The organism is Streptomyces sp. NPDC055103, assembly GCF_053607625.1.
Genome location: NZ_JBSGTX010000108.1, coordinates 1 through 19,104 on the forward strand (window position 1 = coordinate 1; position 19,104 = coordinate 19,104).

15 protein-coding genes and 2 pseudogenes are annotated in these 19,104 nt (G+C 71.1%); 12 read left to right on the forward strand and 5 right to left on the reverse strand.

All coding sequences use genetic code 11. From position 1 onward, the window contains the following. Positions 1 to 356: pseudogene (locus ACWFR1_RS37875) on the forward strand (heavy metal translocating P-type ATPase); the annotation flags it as partial. A 79-nt stretch (positions 357 to 435) separates the two neighbouring features. On the opposite strand, the gene ACWFR1_RS37880 reads toward ACWFR1_RS37875, so the two are convergent. Continuing rightward, positions 436 to 1,299 (reverse strand): universal stress protein, encoded by an 864-nt coding sequence (locus ACWFR1_RS37880; protein ID WP_453560033.1) that lies wholly within the window; start codon positions 1,297 to 1,299, stop codon positions 436 to 438. Positions 1,300 to 1,529: 230 nt separating this feature from the next. On the opposite strand from ACWFR1_RS37880, the gene ACWFR1_RS37885 reads away from it, so the two are divergent. The 8 genes from ACWFR1_RS37885 to ACWFR1_RS37920 all read left to right on the forward strand — a co-directional run bounded on the left by ACWFR1_RS37885 (position 1,530) and on the right by ACWFR1_RS37920 (position 11,058). Continuing rightward, entirely contained in the window at positions 1,530 to 2,435 is a 906-nt protein-coding gene (locus ACWFR1_RS37885; RefSeq protein WP_453560035.1) for a universal stress protein, read from the forward strand. After that, positions 2,432 to 3,442, forward strand: a complete 1,011-nt coding sequence (locus tag ACWFR1_RS37890) for a universal stress protein (RefSeq protein ID WP_453560038.1) — start codon at positions 2,432 to 2,434, stop codon at positions 3,440 to 3,442. The genes ACWFR1_RS37885 and ACWFR1_RS37890 overlap by 4 nt, the downstream gene beginning before the upstream one ends. Positions 3,443 to 3,570: 128 nt before the next feature. Continuing rightward, a complete protein-coding gene (gene ppsA / locus ACWFR1_RS37895) occupies positions 3,571 to 5,973 on the forward strand; it encodes a phosphoenolpyruvate synthase (RefSeq protein ID WP_453560041.1) in 2,403 nt (800 codons plus the stop codon). Between the two features lie 104 nt (positions 5,974 to 6,077). After that, positions 6,078 to 6,491, forward strand: coding sequence for a CBS domain-containing protein (locus ACWFR1_RS37900; RefSeq protein WP_453560043.1), 414 nt, complete (start codon positions 6,078 to 6,080; stop codon positions 6,489 to 6,491). 221 nt (positions 6,492 to 6,712) lie between these two features. Beyond that, positions 6,713 to 7,174, forward strand: a complete 462-nt coding sequence (locus tag ACWFR1_RS37905) for an Hsp20/alpha crystallin family protein (protein ID WP_453560045.1) — start codon at positions 6,713 to 6,715, stop codon at positions 7,172 to 7,174. After that, a complete protein-coding gene (locus ACWFR1_RS37910) occupies positions 7,171 to 7,674 on the forward strand; it encodes a flavodoxin domain-containing protein (protein WP_453560047.1) in 504 nt (167 codons plus the stop codon). The genes ACWFR1_RS37905 and ACWFR1_RS37910 overlap by 4 nt, the downstream gene beginning before the upstream one ends. 47 nt (positions 7,675 to 7,721) lie before the next feature. Further along, entirely contained in the window at positions 7,722 to 8,309 is a 588-nt protein-coding gene (locus tag ACWFR1_RS37915) for an Rv1733c family protein (RefSeq protein WP_453560049.1), read from the forward strand. Further along, a complete protein-coding gene (locus ACWFR1_RS37920) occupies positions 8,302 to 11,058 on the forward strand; it encodes a cation-translocating P-type ATPase (RefSeq protein WP_453560052.1) in 2,757 nt (918 codons plus the stop codon). The genes ACWFR1_RS37915 and ACWFR1_RS37920 overlap by 8 nt, the downstream gene beginning before the upstream one ends. On the opposite strand, the gene ACWFR1_RS37925 is transcribed toward ACWFR1_RS37920, so the two are convergent. From ACWFR1_RS37925 to ACWFR1_RS37940, 4 genes and pseudogenes are all read right to left on the reverse strand, one after another. Continuing rightward, positions 11,028 to 11,687, reverse strand: a complete 660-nt coding sequence (locus ACWFR1_RS37925) for a DUF4389 domain-containing protein (RefSeq protein ID WP_453560054.1) — start codon at positions 11,685 to 11,687, stop codon at positions 11,028 to 11,030. The genes ACWFR1_RS37920 and ACWFR1_RS37925 overlap by 31 nt on opposite strands. A gap of 5 nt (positions 11,688 to 11,692) precedes the next feature. Continuing rightward, positions 11,693 to 12,097, reverse strand: a pseudogene (locus tag ACWFR1_RS37930) (CBS domain-containing protein); the annotation flags it as partial. Positions 12,098 to 12,442: 345 nt separating this feature from the next. After that, positions 12,443 to 13,096, reverse strand: coding sequence for a CBS domain-containing protein (locus ACWFR1_RS37935; protein WP_453560056.1), 654 nt, complete (start codon positions 13,094 to 13,096; stop codon positions 12,443 to 12,445). Positions 13,097 to 13,189: 93 nt separating this feature from the next. Continuing rightward, the gene (locus ACWFR1_RS37940) at positions 13,190 to 14,617 is read right to left on the reverse strand and encodes an MBL fold metallo-hydrolase RNA specificity domain-containing protein (RefSeq protein WP_453560059.1); all 1,428 of its coding nucleotides are present in this window, start codon (positions 14,615 to 14,617) and stop codon (positions 13,190 to 13,192) included. A gap of 176 nt (positions 14,618 to 14,793) precedes the next feature. On the opposite strand from ACWFR1_RS37940, the gene ACWFR1_RS37945 reads away from it, so the two are divergent. Genes ACWFR1_RS37945 through ACWFR1_RS37955 form a run of 3 tightly spaced genes read left to right on the forward strand, consistent with a single transcriptional unit; the run spans position 14,794 to position 19,033 of the window. Then, entirely contained in the window at positions 14,794 to 15,873 is a 1,080-nt protein-coding gene (locus ACWFR1_RS37945) for a zinc-dependent alcohol dehydrogenase family protein (protein ID WP_453560061.1), read from the forward strand. Then, positions 15,873 to 16,646, forward strand: coding sequence for an HAD family hydrolase (locus tag ACWFR1_RS37950; RefSeq protein WP_453560064.1), 774 nt, complete (start codon positions 15,873 to 15,875; stop codon positions 16,644 to 16,646). Before ACWFR1_RS37945 ends, ACWFR1_RS37950 begins: the two co-directional genes overlap by 1 nt. After that, complete coding sequence (locus tag ACWFR1_RS37955) at positions 16,643 to 19,033, forward strand: glycoside hydrolase family 65 protein (RefSeq protein WP_453560067.1); 2,391 nt, start codon at positions 16,643 to 16,645, stop codon at positions 19,031 to 19,033. The genes ACWFR1_RS37950 and ACWFR1_RS37955 overlap by 4 nt, the downstream gene beginning before the upstream one ends. The last annotated feature ends 71 nt before the right edge of the window (positions 19,034 to 19,104 follow it).

Sequence of the window (19,104 nt, forward strand, 5' to 3'; positions counted from 1 at the left end):
GCGTCCGCCTGAGCCCGATCATCGCCGCGGCCGCCATGGCCCTGTCCTCCCTGTCCGTTGTCACCAACGCCTCCCGCCTCCGCCGCTGGCACCCCGCACCGCTGCCGACAGAGGGCGACGCACCGACGCGCCCCGAAGTCGAGACCGCCGGCGACACCACGCGGCCCAGGGTCGGCCCGGACGGACGCGAGATGACCGTCGACCCCGTGTGCGGCATGGAAGTCGACCCCACGACCGCACCCGAACACCGAGACGGCCCCGCAGGCCCACTGCACTTCTGCTCCACTCAGTGCGCCACCGCTTACGATGCCGCTCCCGGCCGTTACACGCCTTCCACCAGCCGCCGCCATCTGTAGAAGGCCGAGCGAGAGGTTGTTCCGCCGAGCGAGAGGGTGTCCACCGTGCGCGGTCCCATGCCGAGCCGCCACCGTCCGCTCATGTCAAGGGGACGACGGCGACGGGCGCGGGGCTGTGGTGGATGACCGCGTGCGCGACATGGCCCAGATGAGGGCCGAGGGGGACGTTCCGACTCCGGCGTCCCACGATGACGAGTCGCGCGGTCCGTGACGCCTCGACCAGCTGGTAGGTGGGTGAGCCCATCACCGACTCGGCCTTCACTTCCACGCCCGCGTAGCGCTTCCGCCACGGCTCCAGCAGGTCGTCCAGCCCCCCGAGGAGGTGGCCGCCCAGCTCCTCGCCGATCCCCGGGTCCACGATGGCCGCGTAGCCGTACGACGCGGGAAGCGTCCAGCTGTGGAGGAACCGCAGCGGCGTGCCCCAGCGGGCGGCTTCGGAGAAGGCGAACGCGAGCAGGGCTTCGCACGGGTGGTGGATGTCGACGCCCACCACGATGCCGCCTTCGGGAGCTTCCCGTTCGTCCGTCACGCGTACGAGGACGACCGGTTGTCGGGCCGCGCCGACGACTGCGAGGGAGACCGAGCCGACGAGGAAGCCGCGGACGCCGCCGAGTCCGCGCGAACCCAGGACCGTCAGATCCGCCTCGTTCGCGGCGGCCGTCAGTTCCTCGGCTGCCCGGCCATGCGCATGCTCCGTGATGACCTCGAGGTCGGGATGGTTCTGCCGCGCTCGGTCCGCCTCCTCTCGCATCAACCTCGCGGTCTGCTCGTCGTGGGCGAGTGTGCGGGCGTACGCCATGGGTACTTCCGGCATGCTCGGCCATTCCTCCACGTGCACCAGCCTGAGGGGCACTTCGCGCAGCACCGCTTGCGTCGCGGCCCAACGGGCGGCGGCGAGGCTTTCCGCAGAACCGTCCAGACCGACGGTGACCTGGGCTGACATGGCGTGCCTCCCTCGTCGAGACCTTTCCGCCCCGTCCCGCCCCGCCTCCGGATCGGACAGGACATCTCACCTGTCAGGTTGGTGCCCCGTCGCTTCCGGCAGCAGGGCCGAGAAGGCCTCGATCGGGGCCGAACGGCCCATCCCGAGGAGGCCCACCACGGTGTCAGTGTGGGAGATGCCGCCCCTCGGGACGCGTTCCCGAGCCGCGGGCGTACTCCGGAGGAGGAGCCATGACAAGCGAGACCCTCACCCGACCGGAGCTCGGCAACGTCGTCGTGGGAGTCGACGGGTCCCCCTCCGGGCGCGCGGCCGTGCTCTGGGCCGCCGAGGAGGCGGAAAGACGGGGTCGGCCTCTGCATCTCGTCCACGCCGCCGACACCGACCGCCGGGCCATCTTCGCCAACGCCGAGACGATCCAGGCGGTACGTGAAGCGGGTCGCGACCTGCTGACCGAGACCGCGAGCGCGGTCCGTGACCTCTTTCCGGACCTCGCCGTCACGAAGGAGCTGGGCCGCCAGGAGCCGGTCGCCGGTCTCCGGGCGGCCGCCGGCCACCGGGGCACGATCGTGGTGGGCAACCGGGGGCTCGGCGGCTTCTCCGCGCTCATGCTCGGATCCGTCGGTCTGGGTGTGGCGGCCCGCGCCGAAGTTCCCGTGATCGTGGTCCGCGGTGACGGTGACCGTCCCGCGTCGGGCTCGGTGACAGCAGCCGTGCACGGTGCTTCGGACAGGGGCTGGCTACTCGTCGCGGCCGCCGAGGCGGATGCCCGCAAGGCGGCGTTGCGGCTGGTGAGCGTCTGGAACGTGCTCAGCCACGTCGGCAGCGTCGCGACCATGCTGGACGACCTCGACGGGATCGCGCAGCAGCGCGTGCACGAGATCAAGTCGCTCGCCGACCTCGCGCGTGAGTTCTATCCGCAGCTGATCGTCAGCCATCACGTCGAGACGGGCACGAGCACGCCCGGGATCCTGGTGGAGGCGAGTGCCCACACCGATCTGCTGGTGATGGGCAGAGACCACCACGCCCTGGGCGTAGGCCGCTCCCTGGGGCGAGTCGCCCACGTCCTGCTTCACCACGCCCACTGCCCGGTGGAGATCGTCCCACCTGCCTTCGCGACACGGGTCGAGGAGACGTGAACGAGATACTGGTCGGTGTCGACCCCCGGGAGCAGTCGGTTCCCGCTCTCGTCTGGGCCGCCGACGAGGCCGTACGAAGAGGCCTGGTGCTCCGGCTGGTCGTCGCCGTACCGCCTGCCCACGACGGGCTCCGGTACGACGCGCTCGCCCGCCAGAGCGCTTTGCGTATCCACGCGGAGTCGGCGATCGCCAACGCGGAGGACCTCGTCCGGGAACTGCACGACGGTCTGCGGATCGCGACGGAACGCGTGAACGGTGTGCCGGCGACCGTGCTGCGCGACATGGCGCAGCACGCCGCACTCGTCGTAGTCGGTTCGCGTCGTCTCGGCAGGCCCGCCGAGATGTTCAGCGAGAGCTCCGTGGTCGTCCCCCTCATGGCACGGGCCGACTGTCCCGTCGTCGTGGTCCGCGCACCTGAACACACCGCTGTGCACCCACCGACCGTCGTCGTCGGCGTGGACGGAAGCGAGTCCTCACGGGCCGCGGTCGCCTTCGCCGTCGAGGAGGCGAGCCTGCGCGAGGCACGGCTGCGGGCCGTCTGGGTCTGGCCCCGTTCCCTCCTGGCCCACGACGACGATGAAGTGGGCCTGGCCGAGCGGCGTCGGCTGCTCGCCGAATCGGTGGCGGGCTGGGCGGAGAGGTATCCGGACGTCGCCATCTCCCAAGAGGTCCTGAGGGGACACCCGGTCGAACAACTCGCCCTGGCGTCCCAGGAATCCCTCTCTCTCATGGTCGGTCGCCGAGGTCGTGGCGGCTATTCCGGCATGCGGTCGGGTTCGACGGTTCACAGCCTGCTGCACCGTGCCCCGTGTCCGTTGATCACCGTCCCCCTCCCGCAACGCGCGCGCCAGACAGACGACCCGGCACGGGCCGACCGGTCCCGTTCCGGCACGGCCGACCGGTCCGTGCCCGCTGCCCCGCTCGGCACTGGGACGCGACCACCTCCACGCGGGACGGTGGGGCGAGAGGACGCCCCCGGTCCATCGGCCGGTTCTGCGAAGAGGTGAGCATCATGAAGCGCATCCGGATCAGCCCCCGGCCGGGCCATCCCCGCAAGCCCGCCCCCCTCGACCTGCGCACGCCGTCCGGCCGGCCCCTGCCGTACTGAGGAGGTCCGAGAACCGTGGAGGAAGCCATGGGACCGATACGACACGTCGTACCGTTCACGGAACTCGGGCGGCACGACGTCGGCCGAGCGGGTGGCAAGAACGCCTCGCTGGGCGAGATGACCACCCGACTCGGGGGCGCGGGCATCCGCGTCCCTCCGGGATTCGCCACCACCGCCGAAGCGTACGAGGAACTGCTCGGTTCCCGAGATCTCCGCCGTCGTGTGGGGGCACAGATCGACAGACTGCATGCCGGTGCCCCACTGGATGAGGTCGGGGCGGCCATCCGGTCCCTCTTCCTCGTGGAGCCGTTGCCCGTGCCTCTGCGGGATGCCGTGCTCGCGGCGTACGAGCGGCTGGCCGAGGAGATCGGCCGGGAGTCGCCCGAGGTGGCGGTGCGCAGCAGTGCGACGGCGGAGGACCTGCCCGAGGCGAGTTTCGCCGGGCAGCAGGAGACGTACCTGAATGTCAGCGGCGCCGACGCGCTCCTCGAGGCGTGCACGCGCTGCTACGCCTCCCTGTTCACCGACCGGGCGATCGACTACCGCGAACGGATGGGCTTCGACCACCTCGCCGTCGCCCTGTCCATCGGCGTCCAGGTGATGGTCCGCTCCGATCTCGCCGGCGCCGGGGTCGTCTTCACCCTCGACCCGGAGAGCGGCTTTCCGGACGTGATCGTGGTGAGCGCCGCCTGGGGGCTGGGGGAGACCGTCGTCAGCGGCCAGGTCGACCCGGACGAGTACACGGTGTTCAAGCCGAGCCTGAAGGACCCGGCGCTCGACCCCGTCATCGACGTGCGGATCGGAGCCAAGCGGCTGAAGGCCGTGTACGCGGACACCGGGCTGACCCGCACGGTCGACACACCCGACGGTGAGCGGAACCAGCGGGTCCTCGACGACGCGGAGATCCGCACACTCGCCGGCTGGGCGGCGGCCGTCGAGGAGCACTACGGCTGCCCCATGGACATCGAATGGGCCAAGGACGGCCTCACCGGCGAGCTCTGGATCGTCCAGGCCCGCCCCGAGACGGTCCAGTCGCGTCGGCACACCACCACCTTGACCCGCCGCCGGCTCATCGCCACTCCCGAAGAACCACTCGTCGAAGGCATCGCCGTCGGCGAGGCCATCGGCCAGGGCCGTGTCGTGGCGCTCGACGCGCCCGTCGACCTCGACCGCTTCCCCCAGGGCGGCGTCCTCGTCACCGGCATCACCGACCCGGACTGGGAACCCGTCATGAAGAGGGCCTCCGCCATCGTCACCGACCACGGGGGGCGCACCTCGCACGCCGCCATCGTCAGCCGCGAACTCGGCGTCCCCGCCGTCGTCGGAACCGGAAACGGGACACGGATCCTGCGTGACGGGCGCTCCGTCACGGTCTCCTGCGCCGAGGGAGGGAGCGGACGTGTCTACCAAGGGCTGCTCCCGTACGAGGAGACCCAGACCGACCTCGCGGAACTGCCCGCCACCCGAACCCGGGTGATGCTGAACCTGGCCGATCCATCAGCCGCGTTCCGCTGGTGGCGACTCCCCGCGGACGGAGTGGGACTGGCGCGCCTCGAGTTCATCGTCGCCCACCAGGTGAAAGTCCACCCCATGGCCCTGCTGCATCCGGAGCGGCTCGACACCCACGACCGGCATGTCATCGAGCGGCTCACCGAGGGCTACCTCGACCGAGGCGACTACTTCGTCGACCGGCTGGCCCACGGCATCGCCCGGATCGCTGCCTCGCGCGGGCCGGCGCCCGTCGTCGTGCGCACCAGCGACTTCAAGACCAACGAGTACGCCAAGCTCCTCGGCGGCCGGCCCTTCGAACCGGACGAGGCGAACCCCATGATCGGCTGGCGCGGCGCGAGCCGTTACTACAGCGACGGCTACCGCGAGGGCTTCGCCCTCGAATGCCGCGCGCTGCGCCGGGTCCGTGACGGGATGGGGCTGACGAACGTGATCGTCATGATCCCCTTCTGCCGCACCCTCGGCGAGGCCGACCGCGTACTGGCGGTGATGGCGGAGGAGGGACTCGTACGCGGCGAGAACGGGCTGCAGGTCTACGTCATGGCGGAGATACCGGCCAACATCATCCTGGCCAGGGAGTTCGCGGAACGCTTCGACGGATTCTCGATCGGCAGCAACGACCTCACCCAGCTCACCCTCGGCGTCGACCGCGACTCCGAGGCCCTCGCCCACGTCTTCGACGAGCGGGACCCCGCGGTCGTCCGCAGCATCCAGACCCTCGCCGTCCGCGCCCACGCGGCGGGCCGGCCGGTCGGACTGTGCGGGCAGCGGCCCAGCGACGATCCGGCGTTCACCGCGATCCTGGTCGAAGCGGGCCTCGACTCGATCTCGGTGGCACCGGACAGCTTCGCAGCGGTCAAAGGGCACGTGGCCCACGCGGAGACGACGCTTGAGAAGGGCACGGGACGAACGGAGGAGTGACCATGTCGAGGAAGACACGGCAGCGAGTCGTCGGCGCTCTTCCTCTGAACCAGTGGCGAATCGGCTCGATCGTGAGCAGGGGGGCCGGAAAGGAGGACGTGGCCATGACGACCGCAAGGGAGATCATGCACGCCGGTGCGAGCTGCGTGCAGGAGAACGAGAGCCTGATGGATGCCGCACGCCGTATGAGCGAACTGGATGTCGGCGTGCTGCCCATCTGCGGGCCGGACGACCGGCTGCACGGCATCATCACCGACCGGGACATCGTGGTGAAGTGCCTTGCCAAGGGCAAGGACCCCCACCGGATGACGGCCGGGGACCTCGCCCAGGGCAAGCCGGTCACCGTGGACGCGGGCGCCGACAGCGAAGTGGTGCTCCGCACGATGCAGGACCACCGGGTCCGCCGCGTGCCCGTGATCGACGACCACCGCATGATCGGCATGATCAGTGAGGCGGACCTGGCGCGGCACCTGCCGGAGGAACGGGTGGGCCGTTTCGTCGAGGAGATCTGCCGCTGACAGCACCGGCGCAGTGGCGCCATGGGCCGGTCGGTCCCCTCTTGGTGCGGCCCGTTCGGCCCTGTCCTTCAGCCCCCCTTGGACACTGCGCCACGCGACTTCGTGGGTGGAAGAGTGGGTGACGGAGTCGGACCGGGCTCCGCAAACCCGATCCGCCGCCTGTCCGCACTGGCTCGGGTCCACGGCGACCGTCCTGGGCCCCTTACACGAGGAGCAGAGCAATGGCCGGAGGCAAGGTGGAACGCAGGCACAGCCTCTTCCCCGACTTCAACGACTGGTTCAACAGGGAGTTCCCCGGGCTGCCGGGATGGCGCCCCGGCTCCGCCGCCCACTCCATCGCGGTCGAGATGACCAGCGGCGACGGCGTCTACGTGCTGCGAGCGGAGCTGCCGGGCATGGACCCGGACGACGACATCGCCATCACCGTCGACGACAACCTCCTCACGGTGAGTGCGGAGCACAGCGAGAGCAAGGAGGACAAGGAGCACTCGGAGTTCCGCTACGGATCCTTCCGCAGGACCGTGCGCCTCCCGGCCACGATCCCCGCCGACGACGTCGAGGCGTCGTACGCGGACGGCATCCTCACCGTCCGCATCCCGATGCCCGACGAAGAGGACACGACGTCCGTCCGGACCATTCCGGTGAAGCGGGTCGGCGAACGGGCCGAGGGAGCGGAATCATGAACGCCAAACGTGTCCTGATCGCCTACGGCAGCAAAGCCGGTGCGACCGCCGGAATCGCCGAAGAGATCGGCCGGACGCTCCGGGACGACGGCTTCGACGCCGTCGTCCTGCCGGCCGACACCGTCACCGACGTCAGCGGCTACGACGGAGTCGTCCTCGGCGGAGCCCTCTACGCCGGGCACTGGACCGGCAAGGCGCGACGGTGCGCCCGGCGCAACGCCGAACAGCTCAGCCGCCGGCCTCTCTGGCTGTTCAGCAGCGGTCCCATCGACAGTTCCGCGGAACAGCACGACATCCCGCCCGTACGGGGAGTCGCCCGGCGAATGAAGAAGCTCGGTGCCCGTGAGCACATGACCTTCGGTGGCGCCGTGACCGCCGAGACGTCGGGTCCGGTCGCGCGGGCCATGGTGCGCCGCGGCAAGGGTGGCGACTTCCGCAATCCGGAACGGATCCGGGCATGGGCCCACCACATCGGAACGGAACTCGACGTCACTCACTGAAGAGGCCTCTGACAGGTTAGCGAGGCCATCACCACGGGAGGTGCGGCATGCTCCACCAGGAGTCGGGGAGCGGGACCACCCCACCCAGGGGACCCGCAAGGCGCGCCGCCCTGGTCTTCGTGCTGTTGATCGCTGTGATCTGCGGTGCTGTGGCCGCCGGGAGCCTGTGGTCGGCGGGATCCAAGACCGACCGTGAACTCGCCGCGCACCGGCATCAGGTGACCGCGACCACCACAGGGCCGGCCAAGGAACCACCCGTCGCCACCCGGTACGGCTCCAAGCCGCAGGCCGTCGCGCCGGCTGTGTGGGAGCAGCCCGAGAACGTCCGTCGGTCCGGGAGTATCCACGTCCCGTCCCGGACACCGGAGGGACGCGCCGTGACGATCTGGGTGGACGACTCGGGGTCACCCGCCCGGCCCCCCGGCAGTGCTGCCGACCGCGCCCTGACCTCGATGTCGGGCGGTGTGGCGGCGGCAGGCGTCACCGGGGTGACAGGCGCCGCCGTGGTCCTCCTCGTACAGCGGCGGACCGAGGGGCACCGGCTCGCGGCCTGGGAACGCGAGTGGGAGCAGGTGGAACCCGTATGGTCCGGCCGACTCCGCCGCGGCAGCGGTGCAGGGGACGTCGATGACTGACCGTGCCGGCAACCGTGCAACCCCGCACCGGACCGCTGCCTCCACCGAGGCGCCGCCCTTCGACCCCAGTGAACCGCTGCCCCGGCTGCGCCGTGAACTCGCCACGGGGCCGGATGGTCTCTCGGCCCGCGAGGCCGCCCGGCGCCTCGCCGTCCACGGCCCGAACGAGGTACGGCGAAGGGTGCGCTCCTCCTTCGTGCGCGAGCTGGTCGGGCAGCTGATTCATCCCCTGGCCCTCTTGCTGTGGGCTGCCGCCGCCCTCGCCTTCGTCGCGGACCTGGCGGTCCTAGGTTGGGCGATCCTCGCGGTCATCGCCGTCAACGCGGCGTTCGCCCTGCTCCAGGAACACCAAGCGGAGCGGGCGGTGGAGACTCTCGCCCGCTACCTGCCCGAGCACGCACTCGCCGTGCGCGACGGGCAGCCCCACGTCGTGGAGGCCCGTGACCTCGTACCGGGCGATCTGATCCTCCTGGAGGAGGGCGACAAGGTCCCCGCGGACGCGCACGTCACGGAGGGCGGGGTCGAGGTCGATCTGTCGATGCTCACGGGCGAGTCCGTGCCGGCTGAACGGATCGCCTCAGCCGGGATCCTCGGTGCCCCGCTGCTTGAGGAGCCGAACCTCGTCTTCAGCGGGACGACCTGTGTCGAGGGGCAGGCCCGCGCCATCGTGTTCGCCACCGGAAACCACACCGAACTCGGTCGGATCGCCGCGCTCAGCCAGCGGACGAGGCGTGAGGCGAGCCCTCTGGAACGGCAGGTCAAGCGGGTCGCGTGGCTCATCGCCGGCGTCGCGACCGGCATGGGTGTCGTGTTTCTCGTCCTCGGGGTGGCGGTCGGGCTTCCGGTCACCGACTCCCTGACGTTCGCCATCGGACTGCTCGTCGCCAACGTCCCGGAAGGACTCCTTCCGACCATCACGCTGGCCCTGGCCGTCGGCGTCCGAGCTCTCGCCCGCCGGGGTGCCTTGGTCAAACGGCTCAGCGCCGTCGAGACCCTCGGTTCCACGAGCGTCATCTGCACGGACAAGACCGGCACACTCACCCGCAACAGCATGCGTCTCAGGGCGCTGTGGACGGTCGACCACGGGTCGGAGCCCGGCCCCTGGGCAGAGGAGTTGGCGAGGGCGGCCGCCCTGTGCACCACCGTCACGCGAGAAGCCGACGGCGAACTGCACGGCGACCCCACCGAGGCTGCCCTCGTCGCCGGGGCCGCCGACCACGGGGCTCCGCTGGACCTGGGTCTGCGCGACGCGGGACGGCGGGTGCTGTTCCGATTCGATCCGCGGCTGCGCCTGATGTCGGTCGTGCAGGGCGGGGAGACACGTGACGGGGAGACACGCGACGGGGAGAGGCGGGGCGGGGAGATGCTGCGCCCCACGCGGATCGTGGTCAAGGGCGCGCCCGAGGCAGTGCTGGACCGCCTCCTGCCCGGAACGGGGGTGGACCCGGCCCGCGCGGCGGCAGAGAGGCTGGCCGGGGACGGCATGCGGGTCCTGGCCGTCGCCGTACGCGACGTGCCGAGTGGCGCGGAGCTGCCGTCACGCCGCCAGGACGCGGAGTCGGGGTTGACCCTGCTCGGGCTCGTCGGGCTGTACGACCCGCCGCGCCCCGAGGTGGCGGAGGCCGTACGCCGCTGCCACGAGGCCGGCATCCGGGTACACGTCGTGACGGGCGACAACGGCGCCACCGCCGCGGCCGTCGCACGGGACGTCGGCATCGGAGTACCCCGCCTGCACGTGGTCGCGGCGTCGGAGTCACTGGGCGACGACGAGCTGGACCGGCTCCTCGTGGAAGGCGACGACGAGATCGTGTTCGCCCGATCCTCGCCCGAGACGAAGCTCAAGGTGGCCGACACCCTGCGGGAGCACGGCCGGATCGTCGCCATGACCGGTGACGGCGTCAACGACGCCCCCGCGCTGCACCGCGCCCATATCGGGGTGGCCATGGGACGCTCCGGCACCGACGTGGCCCGGGAGGCCGCCGCGATGGTGCTCACCGACGACGACTTCGCCACCATCGTGACCGCGGTCGAAGCCGGGCGCCGCGTCTACGACAACGTACGCAAGTTCATCGTCTACATCTTCGCCCACGCGACGCCGGAGATCGTTCCCTTCCTCGTCTTCGCGCTCTCCGCCGGCACGGTACCGCTTCCCCTCACCGTCCTGCAGATCCTCGCCATCGACCTCGGCACCGAGACCCTGCCGGCCCTCGCCCTCGGCCGGGAACGCTCCGAGCCAGGCATCATGCAGAGGCCTCCGCGACCGCGGCACCAGGGCGTGATCTCCCGCGACATGCTCATACGGAGCTGGGGGTACCTGGGGCTCACGTCTGCGGTCCTCGTCATGGCGGGCTACTTCTACGTGCTGTGGCGCGCGGGCTGGCAGCCGGGCGACCCCACGGGTACCGGCAGCCCCTTGCACCACGCCTACGTGACGGCCACCACGGCCACCTTCGCCGGCATCGTCACCTGCCAGGTCGGCACGGCGTTCGCGGCCCGCACCGATCACGCGGCGTTGCGCGACATCGGGGTGTTCTCGAACCCCCTGCTGCTCGCGGGTATCGCCTTCGAGCTCGCGTTCACCGCTGCTCTCGTCTACGCGCCCCCGCTCCAGGATCTCTTCGGCACGGCGGCCCTCCCTCTGGACGTCGTCCTGCTCGTCGCGACGTTCCCGGTTCTGGTGTGGGGCACGGACGAGCTGCGGCGCGCCAGGCGGCGCCGTCAGCGGCCGGCGGCCGTCCCCGGTTCGTGACCGCCCTGGTCGAGGCGGAACGGCGGATAGGCGTCCGTCATGAGGCTCGCGTAGGCGGCGACGCGCAGGACCCAGCGGTTCAGTCCGACGATCAGGACGAACAGGTCGCGCGGATAGCGCTCGGTGAAGGCGAGGGCGAATCCCGCGATGAGCGCGAGCAGGGTGATCAGCCCGCCGCTCCACCATCCTGCGTGCATGCCGCTGGTGAAGAAGGCGATCACGAAGTAGTGGGGGATGGCGAGCAGCCACCACTTGACCAGGACCAGCGAGCGCGAGAGCCGCTCCGGGTAGGCGATGTCCAGCCGGGCCGGGTAGTCCGGCTCGGGGCCCAGGCTGAAGGGCGGGTAGCGGTCGGTGCCGAGTGCCCCGTACGAGTAGTACGAGACGCGCCAGGACCAGCGGAGCACGCCGAGGTTGAAGTCGAAGAGACCCCTTGGGAAGCGCTCGGTGAAGAGGATGGCGAAGAACGCGATCACCGTCACCACGAAGAAGGCGATCCAGAGGAAGCACAGCACGATCCAGTGCGGGATCACCAGGATCCACTTGACCAGCCACAGCCAGCGGGACAGCCGGCTGTCGAGATCGGCGGAGACCGCCACGGGACTGTACGGGGCGCCAGGGGTGTCCATGATCGTCACTTCCTCGACAGGTCGTCGTCTTCGTACCTGAGCCGGTCGACGACCCCCACGACACCGTCGACGCTGTTGCAGAGCCTGAGAAGCACCGGAACGAGGCTGCGGCGGCGGACCGTGCCACTGAGGGTGACCCGGCGGTCCTCGACCTCCACCGAGAGGGCCGATGGGCTCAGCCTCAGGGTGTGGGTGACCACGTCTTCGACGATCTCCTCCTGGATCGCCCGGTCCCGGCGCAGGAAGAGCTGGACGAGGTCGCTCCGGCTGAGCACACCAACGAGGCGTCCGTCGTCGTCGACGACGGGCAGACGCTTGATCCTGGCCCGTTCCATCACCCGGGCGGCGCGCACCACGCTCCACTCCGGGCGGGCGACGACGGCGGGGCTGGACATGAGCGCACCCGCCGTGGGTGTCATCAGATCCGCGACGCTGCGGTGCCTCATCGCTCGTCACCTTCTCGCGCGTTCGACCGGCGGCCCCCCACGTTCAGGATCGCCCGCTGCCGCAGTCCTGGGGAGGGCCGTCCGGCCCCTGGGCTTGCCCGTGGTCGTCGGCGTAGGCCGCGAAGACCCGTCCGGGGCCCTCGCCCGTGCGCAGGAACCTCTCGCCCCGCGGCGGCGAGCACACACCGTGCCGCCTTGGAGGGTACGAGAGCGCCATCGTGACCTCCTACAGGTCGGCGCTGGTTACCGGGGCCATGCTTCGAGCGTGCGCGGCTGCCCCGTGACCTGCACCGGAACGGCCGGAAATGGTTATGTCCGGCCCTGGGCGGTGAGTTCGCACCGTACGTCCACCACGCCTTCGACGGCGCGGGCCAGGCGGGCTGCGAGCGGGATGAGCGCGCTGTCGCGGACCTGGCCGGACAGCGTCACGACTCCGGCGTCGACGCGGACGTCGACCCGGCGCTGAGAGAGCGGGAAGAGGTGCTCGACGACGTCGCGGCGCACTTCGGCGGCGAGATCCTCGTCGGGGCGGAGGAAGACCTTGAGGAGGTCGGACCGGCTCACGATGCCCTGGACGACGCCGCTCGCGTCGACGACCGGCAGCCGTTTGACGTGATGGGAGGCCATGAGGCGGGCGGCCTGAGGCAGGGACGCCTCGGGAGCGACGGTGACCGCGGGTGAGGTCATCAGGTCCTCGGCCCGGCGAGAACCGGCCTTGGCCGTGGCATCGAGCCGTCGCATCTGTTCGACGAGACCGAGGCGGTGGTCGTGGAGCTCCTCCTTGAGGAGCAGATCGGCCTCGGAGACCACCCCGACGACGCGGCCCTCGCCCTCGATGACCGGTACGGCCGTCACCTTCCACCGCTCCATGGCGGCGACGATCTCCTTGAACTCCGCGCCGGGCTGGACGGCGACGACCTTCTTGGTCATCACGTCGGCGACGGTGAACGGCTGAGGTGTCATCGCTCTTTCCTTACCTGAGGGATCGGCGCGCCGGCGCTGCCGCAACGGCTGCGGGTGCCGGAGCGAGTTCGCCGGGGGGCCGTTGGTCCCGGGTCAGCGGACCAGGACGGCCTCCCCGGAGCGGGGCACCACGGCTGTCCAGCCCAGCTCGCGGTCGATGCGATCGCGCAGCGCCTCGGACGCCGTCGGCTCGCCGTGGACGAGGTAGGTGGTGTGCGGGGGAGGAGCGCCTCGGAGCCAGTCGATGATCTGTCCCGCGTCGGCGTGGGCCGAGAAGTGGGGTACGTCGGCGATCTCGGCCCGTACGGGCACGTACTCACCGAACATCTTGAGCGTCGGGACTCCGTCCACCAGGTCTCGCGCCCGGGTGCCGGCCGCCGCGAAGCCGACCACGACCACCGCGTTGCGCGGATCGGGGAGAAGGCGGCGGAGGTGGTGCAGGACCCGGCCGCCGGTGGCCATGCCGGCCGAGGAGACGATCACGGCGGGCCCGTGCGTGCTGTTGATGTCGATGGACTCCTGCACCGTGCGCGCCGCGAGGAACGGTTCCGGGCTCAACGCGCTATCTCCCCGTGCGAGGATCTCGGGCCGCAGCTCGGCGGAGCGCTCGCGTACGGCGTCCCGGTAGACGTCCAGCGCGGCGAGGGCCATGGGGCTGTCCACGTACACGGGGACCGAGCGGGGCAGGACGCCCGTGTCGCGCAGGCGGCCCAGTTCGTGCAGGACGATCTCGGTCCGGTCGATCGCGAAGGCCGGGATGACGACGGTGCCGTTCCGTGCGAGCGCGCGTGCGATGACGGAGGCGAACTCCGACCGGGCGGACTCCTGGTCGTGGTGGCGGTCGCCGTAGGTGGACTCCATGAGGAGGACGTCGGCGCCCGAGAACGGCTCGGGTGGAAGCAGCAGCGGGTGACCTGGGCGGCCCAGGTCACCGGAGGTGGCCAGGGTGTGGCCGTCCTCCAGGGTGAGGTGGGCCCATGCCGAGCCGAGGATGTGTCCGCCGTGGTGGAGTGTGAGCCGGGTGCCGGCCATGATCTCCACGTCCTCGCCGACGGGCACGGGGTCGAAGAACGCCAGGGTCTTCTCGACGTCCGAATCGTCGTAGAGCGGTTTGGCCGGGTGGTGCTTGGACCAGCCGTGCGCGTTGGCGTGCCTGGCGGCCTCCATCTGGAGCCGTGCGCTGTCGCGCAGCACGATCCCGGCGAGCCGGGCGGTGTGGGAGCTGGTCAGGATCGGTCCCCGGAAGCCCTGCCGCACCAGGCGGGGCAGATAGCCGCAGTGGTCCAGGTGGGCATGGGTGACGACCACGGCGTCCACGTCCGCGGCGTCGCGCGCGAACCGCTCCCAGTTGCGGTGCCGCAGCTTCGCGAAACCCTGGAAGAGACCGCAGTCGAGGAGGATCCGCGCATGGTCGCTCTCGACCAGGAACTTGCTGCCGGTGACCGTTCCCACGCCACCCAGGAAACTGAGCAGGGCCGGCCGCGGGGGCGTGGGAGCGGGATTCGGGGCTGCCTCGGACATGGCCGTCCCTCCTTCGGAACTTGTACCGGTCTCCACCCTCGCATCCTGACCCGGCACGCCCCGAGAGTCCGTACGGGCACATCGGGGGGCCGACCGGCCCATGCGCCGCCCGAGTACCGGACGGAGCCTGGTGGACGAGGACCGCAGCGACGTGCGACAGGAAGTGGGTGGGCGCCATGAAGGCACTCGTCTTCCAGGGACCGGGGCGTATCGCCTGGCAGGACGTGCCCGACCCGGTCGTCGAGGATCCCGCCGACGCGGTCGTCAGGGTCGATGCTGTCACCATCTGCGGCACGGACCTGCACATCCTGAAGGGCGACGTCCCCGAGGTGACGCCCGGGCGGGTCCTCGGACACGAGGCGGTCGGCACGGTGGTGGAGACCGGAGGCGACGTCCGCTCGGTACGACCGGGCGACCGCGTCCTGGTCTCCTGCATCACGGCCTGCGGAAGGTGCCGCTTCTGCCGCGAGAGTCGCTACGGACAGTGCCGGGGCGGAGGCGGCTGGATCCTCGGCCACACCGTCGACGGCACCCAGGCCGAGTACGTCCGGGTGCCCTTCGCCGACCTGTCGGTCCACCCGCTACCCGACTCGATCGACGACTCCGACGCCGTCCTGCTCGCCGATATCTTCCCCACCGCCTACGAGGTCGGGGTCCTGAACGGCGCGGTGCACCCCGCCGACACGGTGGTCGTGGTCGGCGCGGGCCCCATCGGCCTCGCCGCCGTCATCACGGCGGGCCTCTACAGTCCCGGCCGTATCGTCGCCGTCGACCTCGCCGAGTCCCGGCTGGGCGCCGCCCGAGCCCTCGGCGCGGACGCCACCGTGAACGCCGGGGAAGGCCCCGAGCAGCTCGTCGCGGATCTGACCGACGGCCTCGGCGCCGATGTCGTCATGGAAGCCGTCGGTGTCCCGGAGGCGTTCGAGATGTGCACGCGCATGGTGCGACCAGGCGGCAGAGTCGCCAACATCGGAGTCCACGGCCAGCCCGCGACCCTTCACCTCGAAGACCTGTGGATCAAGGACGTCACGATCACCACCGGCTTGGTGGACACCTCGTCCACACCCATGCTGCTGCGCATGATGGCCGCGGGGCGGCTGCCCTCGGCAGAACTGCTCACCCACCGGTTCGAACTGGGGGAGATGGAGGAGGCGTACGACGTTTTCGGCCGAGGGGCAGAGACCGGCGCCATCAAGGTCGCGCTGGGCGGCCCGCAGCACACGGTCGTGAGCCTCCCCGACACGTCAGTGGCCTGATGAACGGCCGAGGCCCGGGCTCTCGGCCGCCGGAGAGTGTCGTCCTCGACACCGACGGTGTTCTGCTCGACTCCGCCGTCGTGCACGCGGCGGCGTGGAAGATCGCCTTCGACGCCTGCCTCGACCGACTTGCGCCCGGCAGCGGGACACAGCCCCCCTTCGACGCGGACGCCGAGTACCGTCGACTCGTCGACGGAAGGTCCCGGTACGACGGCGCCGCGGCCTTCCTCACCGCCCGCGGCCTTCACCTCCCACCAGGAGAGCCCCACGACGCACCAGGCTGTGGCACGGTCTGGGCCGTCGCGGCACACAAGGAACGGGCGTTCGTCGAACTTCTTCGTACACAAGGCGTCACGGCCTTCGCCGACGCGGGGCCCGCCCTCACTGCTCTGCGCACGGCGGGCGTGCCGTGCGCAGCCGTCTCCGCCTCCCGGCACGCCCGGACGCTGATCCGTACCGCCGGGCTCGCCGGTCTCCTCACGGCGATCGTGGACGGCGAGGACGCCGCCGGGCTCGGCCTCGCCGGCAAGCCGGATCCCGCGCTGTTCCTGCGGGCGGCCGCTCTCCTGGGCAGCCGCGCCCAGGAGAGCGCAGTCGCCGAGGACGCACTCGCCGGAGTCGCGGCGGCGCGTCGCGGCGGCTTCGGTCTCGTCGTCGGAGTCGACCGCACCCCGCTGCGGAGCACCGCTGCCCTCCTGCGGGAGCAAGGCGCCGACCTGGTCGTTCCCGATCTGACCGCGCTGGTCCGGAGCGTGTGGAGTGAGCGCGGATGACCACCGGCTGGACGTGGCACTACGACCGCTACGACCCGGAACGCGAGCCACTGGTCGAAGCCCTCTGCACCCTCGGCAACGGTCGGTTCGCCACCCGGGGCTCCGCTCCCGAGTGCACCGCCGGGGGTGCGCACTACCCGGGCACCTATCTGGCCGGCTGCTACGACCGGCTCACCTCCACCGTCGCGGGGCAGCAGGTCGAGAACGAGGATCTCGTCAACCTTCCGAACTGGACGCTGCTGCGCTACCGCTGCCTCCCGGACGACGGTCCGCCGGGCGACTGGCTCACTCCCGACGCCGCCGAACTGCGCCATTACGATGCGCACCTCGACCTGCGTGCGGGGGTTCTCACGCGACGTCTGTTCTTCGAGGACGCCCGCGGGCGAGGCCTGCGCGTCAGCCACATCCGCCTCGTTCACATGGGAGAACCCGGACTGGCGGCCCAGTGCACCCTCTTCCGCGCCTACGGTTGGAGCGGCGCCGTCGAGGTGCGGTCCCTGCTCGACGGCGCCGTCACCAACACCGGAGTCGAGCGCTACCGGCGTCTTGACGGGCGCCATCTCGCCGACGTCCGGACCGGATTCGAGCCCGACGGCGTCGCCTGGATCTCCTGCCGTACCGTCGACCCAGGTATCCGGATCGCCATGGCCGTGCGCACGGTCACCCGCCCCGCGCGGTCCGCGCGGGAGACGGCCACCTCGGCCGGCACCGAGCAGACGTACCACCTGCCGGTCGTTCCCCGCCGCTCGGCGATGGTCGTGAAGACCCTGGCGCTGCACACATCAATGGACCGGCCCTCCGCCGACGCGCTCACGGCAGCCACCGATGTGATCGCTCGCACTCCCCACTTTCCTCAGCTGCTCTCCGCTCACAGGGCGGCATGGCAGCGCGTCTGGGAAGAGGGGGAGCTTCATGTGCCCGGGGAGGCGGGGCGCATCCTGCGGCTGCACGTGTTCCACCTGCTGCAGACGCTCTCCCCGCACACGGCGGCCCTCGACGTGGGCGTGCCCGCGCGGGGTCTGCACGGTGAGGCGTACCGGGGACACGTCTTCTGGGACGAGCTCTTCGTCCTGCCCTACCTCGACCTTCACTTCCCCGAGGTGGCCCGGGCGCTGCTCATGTACCGGCACCGCCGGCTGCCGGCCGCCCGCGCGGCCGCCCGCCTCGCCGGCCTGCCGGGAGCCATGTATCCCTGGCAGAGCGCGAGTTCCGGCCGGGAGGAGAGCCAGGCCCTGCACCTCAACCCGCGCTCAGGTCGCTGGCTGCCCGACCACTCCCGGCTCCAGCGCCACGTGGGCTCGGCCGTCGCGTTCAACGTCTGGAAGTACGCCCAGGCCACCGGCGACCGTGGATTCCTCCACTCCGCCGGGGCGGAGATCCTCCTTGAGGTCGCCCGCTACTGGTCCGGGGCCGCCGCGTTCGACCCCGCGCTCGGCCGCTACCGCCTCCGCGGGGTCGTCGGACCGGACGAGTACCACGACGCCTATCCCGATGCCACGACCCCGGGGATCGACGACAACGCCTACACCAACGCGACCGCCGCCTGGGTCCTCGCCCGGGGCCTCGACCTGCTCGGCGAACTGCCCGCGGCCCGACGCTCGGAACTCTCCGAGCAACTGGCCCTGGACGAAGACGAACTCGCCCGCTGGGAGGACGTCTCCCGCCGCCTGCACGTGCCGTTCCACCACGGCGTGGTGAGCCAGTTCGAGGGGTACGGCGCGCTGGCGGAGCTTGACTGGGAGCGCTATCGGGCCCGGTACGGCGACATCCGCAGGCTCGACCGGATCCTGGAGGCCGAGGGCGACACGGTCAACCGCTACCAGGCGTCGAAGCAGGCCGACACCCTCATGCTCGGCTACCTCTTCCGGCCCGAGGAGCTGTCCGACCTCTTCGGCCGGCTCGGTTACGCGGTGGACGATGAGATGTGGCGTGCGACCGTCTCGTACTACCTGCGGCGCACCAGCCACGGCTCAACGCTCAGCAGTCTCGTCCACGGCTGGGTACTGGCCCGGCAGAAGGGCGCCGACGCGTGGCGCTACTGCGAGGAGGCCCTGCTCGCCGACGTGGCCGACGTCCAGGGCGGAACGACCGGCGAGGGTGTCCATCTCGGCGCGATGGCGGGCACGATCGATCTGGTCGAGCGGGGGATCACCGGCCTGGAAACGGGATCGGAGGGGCTTCGGGTGGCTCCGGTGAGGCTGGCGGAGATCCCGCGCTTCACCTTCACCCTGTGCTGCGGCCGTCATCGAGGGGTGCGCCTGCGGATCCTCCCCGGGCGGCTGGCCATCCGGGTTCCCGCCTCGCCCGAGGGCCCGCTCGCCGTCGTCCTCCCCGGCGACCGGCGGCTCACTGTCGCACCAGGACAGGAGCGTTGGTTCCGTCTGTGATGAGGTGGTTCATTCGAAGCTGAGTACTTCGGAGGCGGGCCGTCGGGGTGTGGCTCGCCCCTGGGGACCGT

Bases quoted from the DNA above. Each gene is read 5' to 3' on its own strand.
- ACWFR1_RS37935 (WP_453560056.1), bottom strand. From the start codon at position 13,096: ATGACACCTCAGCCGTTCACCGTCGCCGACGTGATGACCAAGAAGGTC.
- ACWFR1_RS37900 (WP_453560043.1), top strand. From the start codon at position 6,078: ATGACGACCGCAAGGGAGATCATGCACGCCGGTGCGAGCTGCGTGCAG.
- ACWFR1_RS37955 (WP_453560067.1), top strand. From the start codon at position 16,643: ATGACCACCGGCTGGACGTGGCACTACGACCGCTACGACCCGGAACGC.
- ACWFR1_RS37920 (WP_453560052.1), top strand. From the start codon at position 8,302: ATGACTGACCGTGCCGGCAACCGTGCAACCCCGCACCGGACCGCTGCC.
- ACWFR1_RS37925 (WP_453560054.1), bottom strand. From the start codon at position 11,687: ATGGACACCCCTGGCGCCCCGTACAGTCCCGTGGCGGTCTCCGCCGAT.
- ACWFR1_RS37910 (WP_453560047.1), top strand. From the start codon at position 7,171: ATGAACGCCAAACGTGTCCTGATCGCCTACGGCAGCAAAGCCGGTGCG.
- ACWFR1_RS37905 (WP_453560045.1), top strand. From the start codon at position 6,713: ATGGCCGGAGGCAAGGTGGAACGCAGGCACAGCCTCTTCCCCGACTTC.
- ACWFR1_RS37915 (WP_453560049.1), top strand. From the start codon at position 7,722: ATGCTCCACCAGGAGTCGGGGAGCGGGACCACCCCACCCAGGGGACCC.
- ppsA (WP_453560041.1), top strand. From the start codon at position 3,571: ATGGGACCGATACGACACGTCGTACCGTTCACGGAACTCGGGCGGCAC.
- ACWFR1_RS37885 (WP_453560035.1), top strand. From the start codon at position 1,530: ATGACAAGCGAGACCCTCACCCGACCGGAGCTCGGCAACGTCGTCGTG.
- ACWFR1_RS37940 (WP_453560059.1), bottom strand. From the start codon at position 14,617: ATGTCCGAGGCAGCCCCGAATCCCGCTCCCACGCCCCCGCGGCCGGCC.
- ACWFR1_RS37945 (WP_453560061.1), top strand. From the start codon at position 14,794: ATGAAGGCACTCGTCTTCCAGGGACCGGGGCGTATCGCCTGGCAGGAC.
- ACWFR1_RS37880 (WP_453560033.1), bottom strand. From the start codon at position 1,299: ATGTCAGCCCAGGTCACCGTCGGTCTGGACGGTTCTGCGGAAAGCCTC.
- ACWFR1_RS37950 (WP_453560064.1), top strand. From the start codon at position 15,873: ATGAACGGCCGAGGCCCGGGCTCTCGGCCGCCGGAGAGTGTCGTCCTC.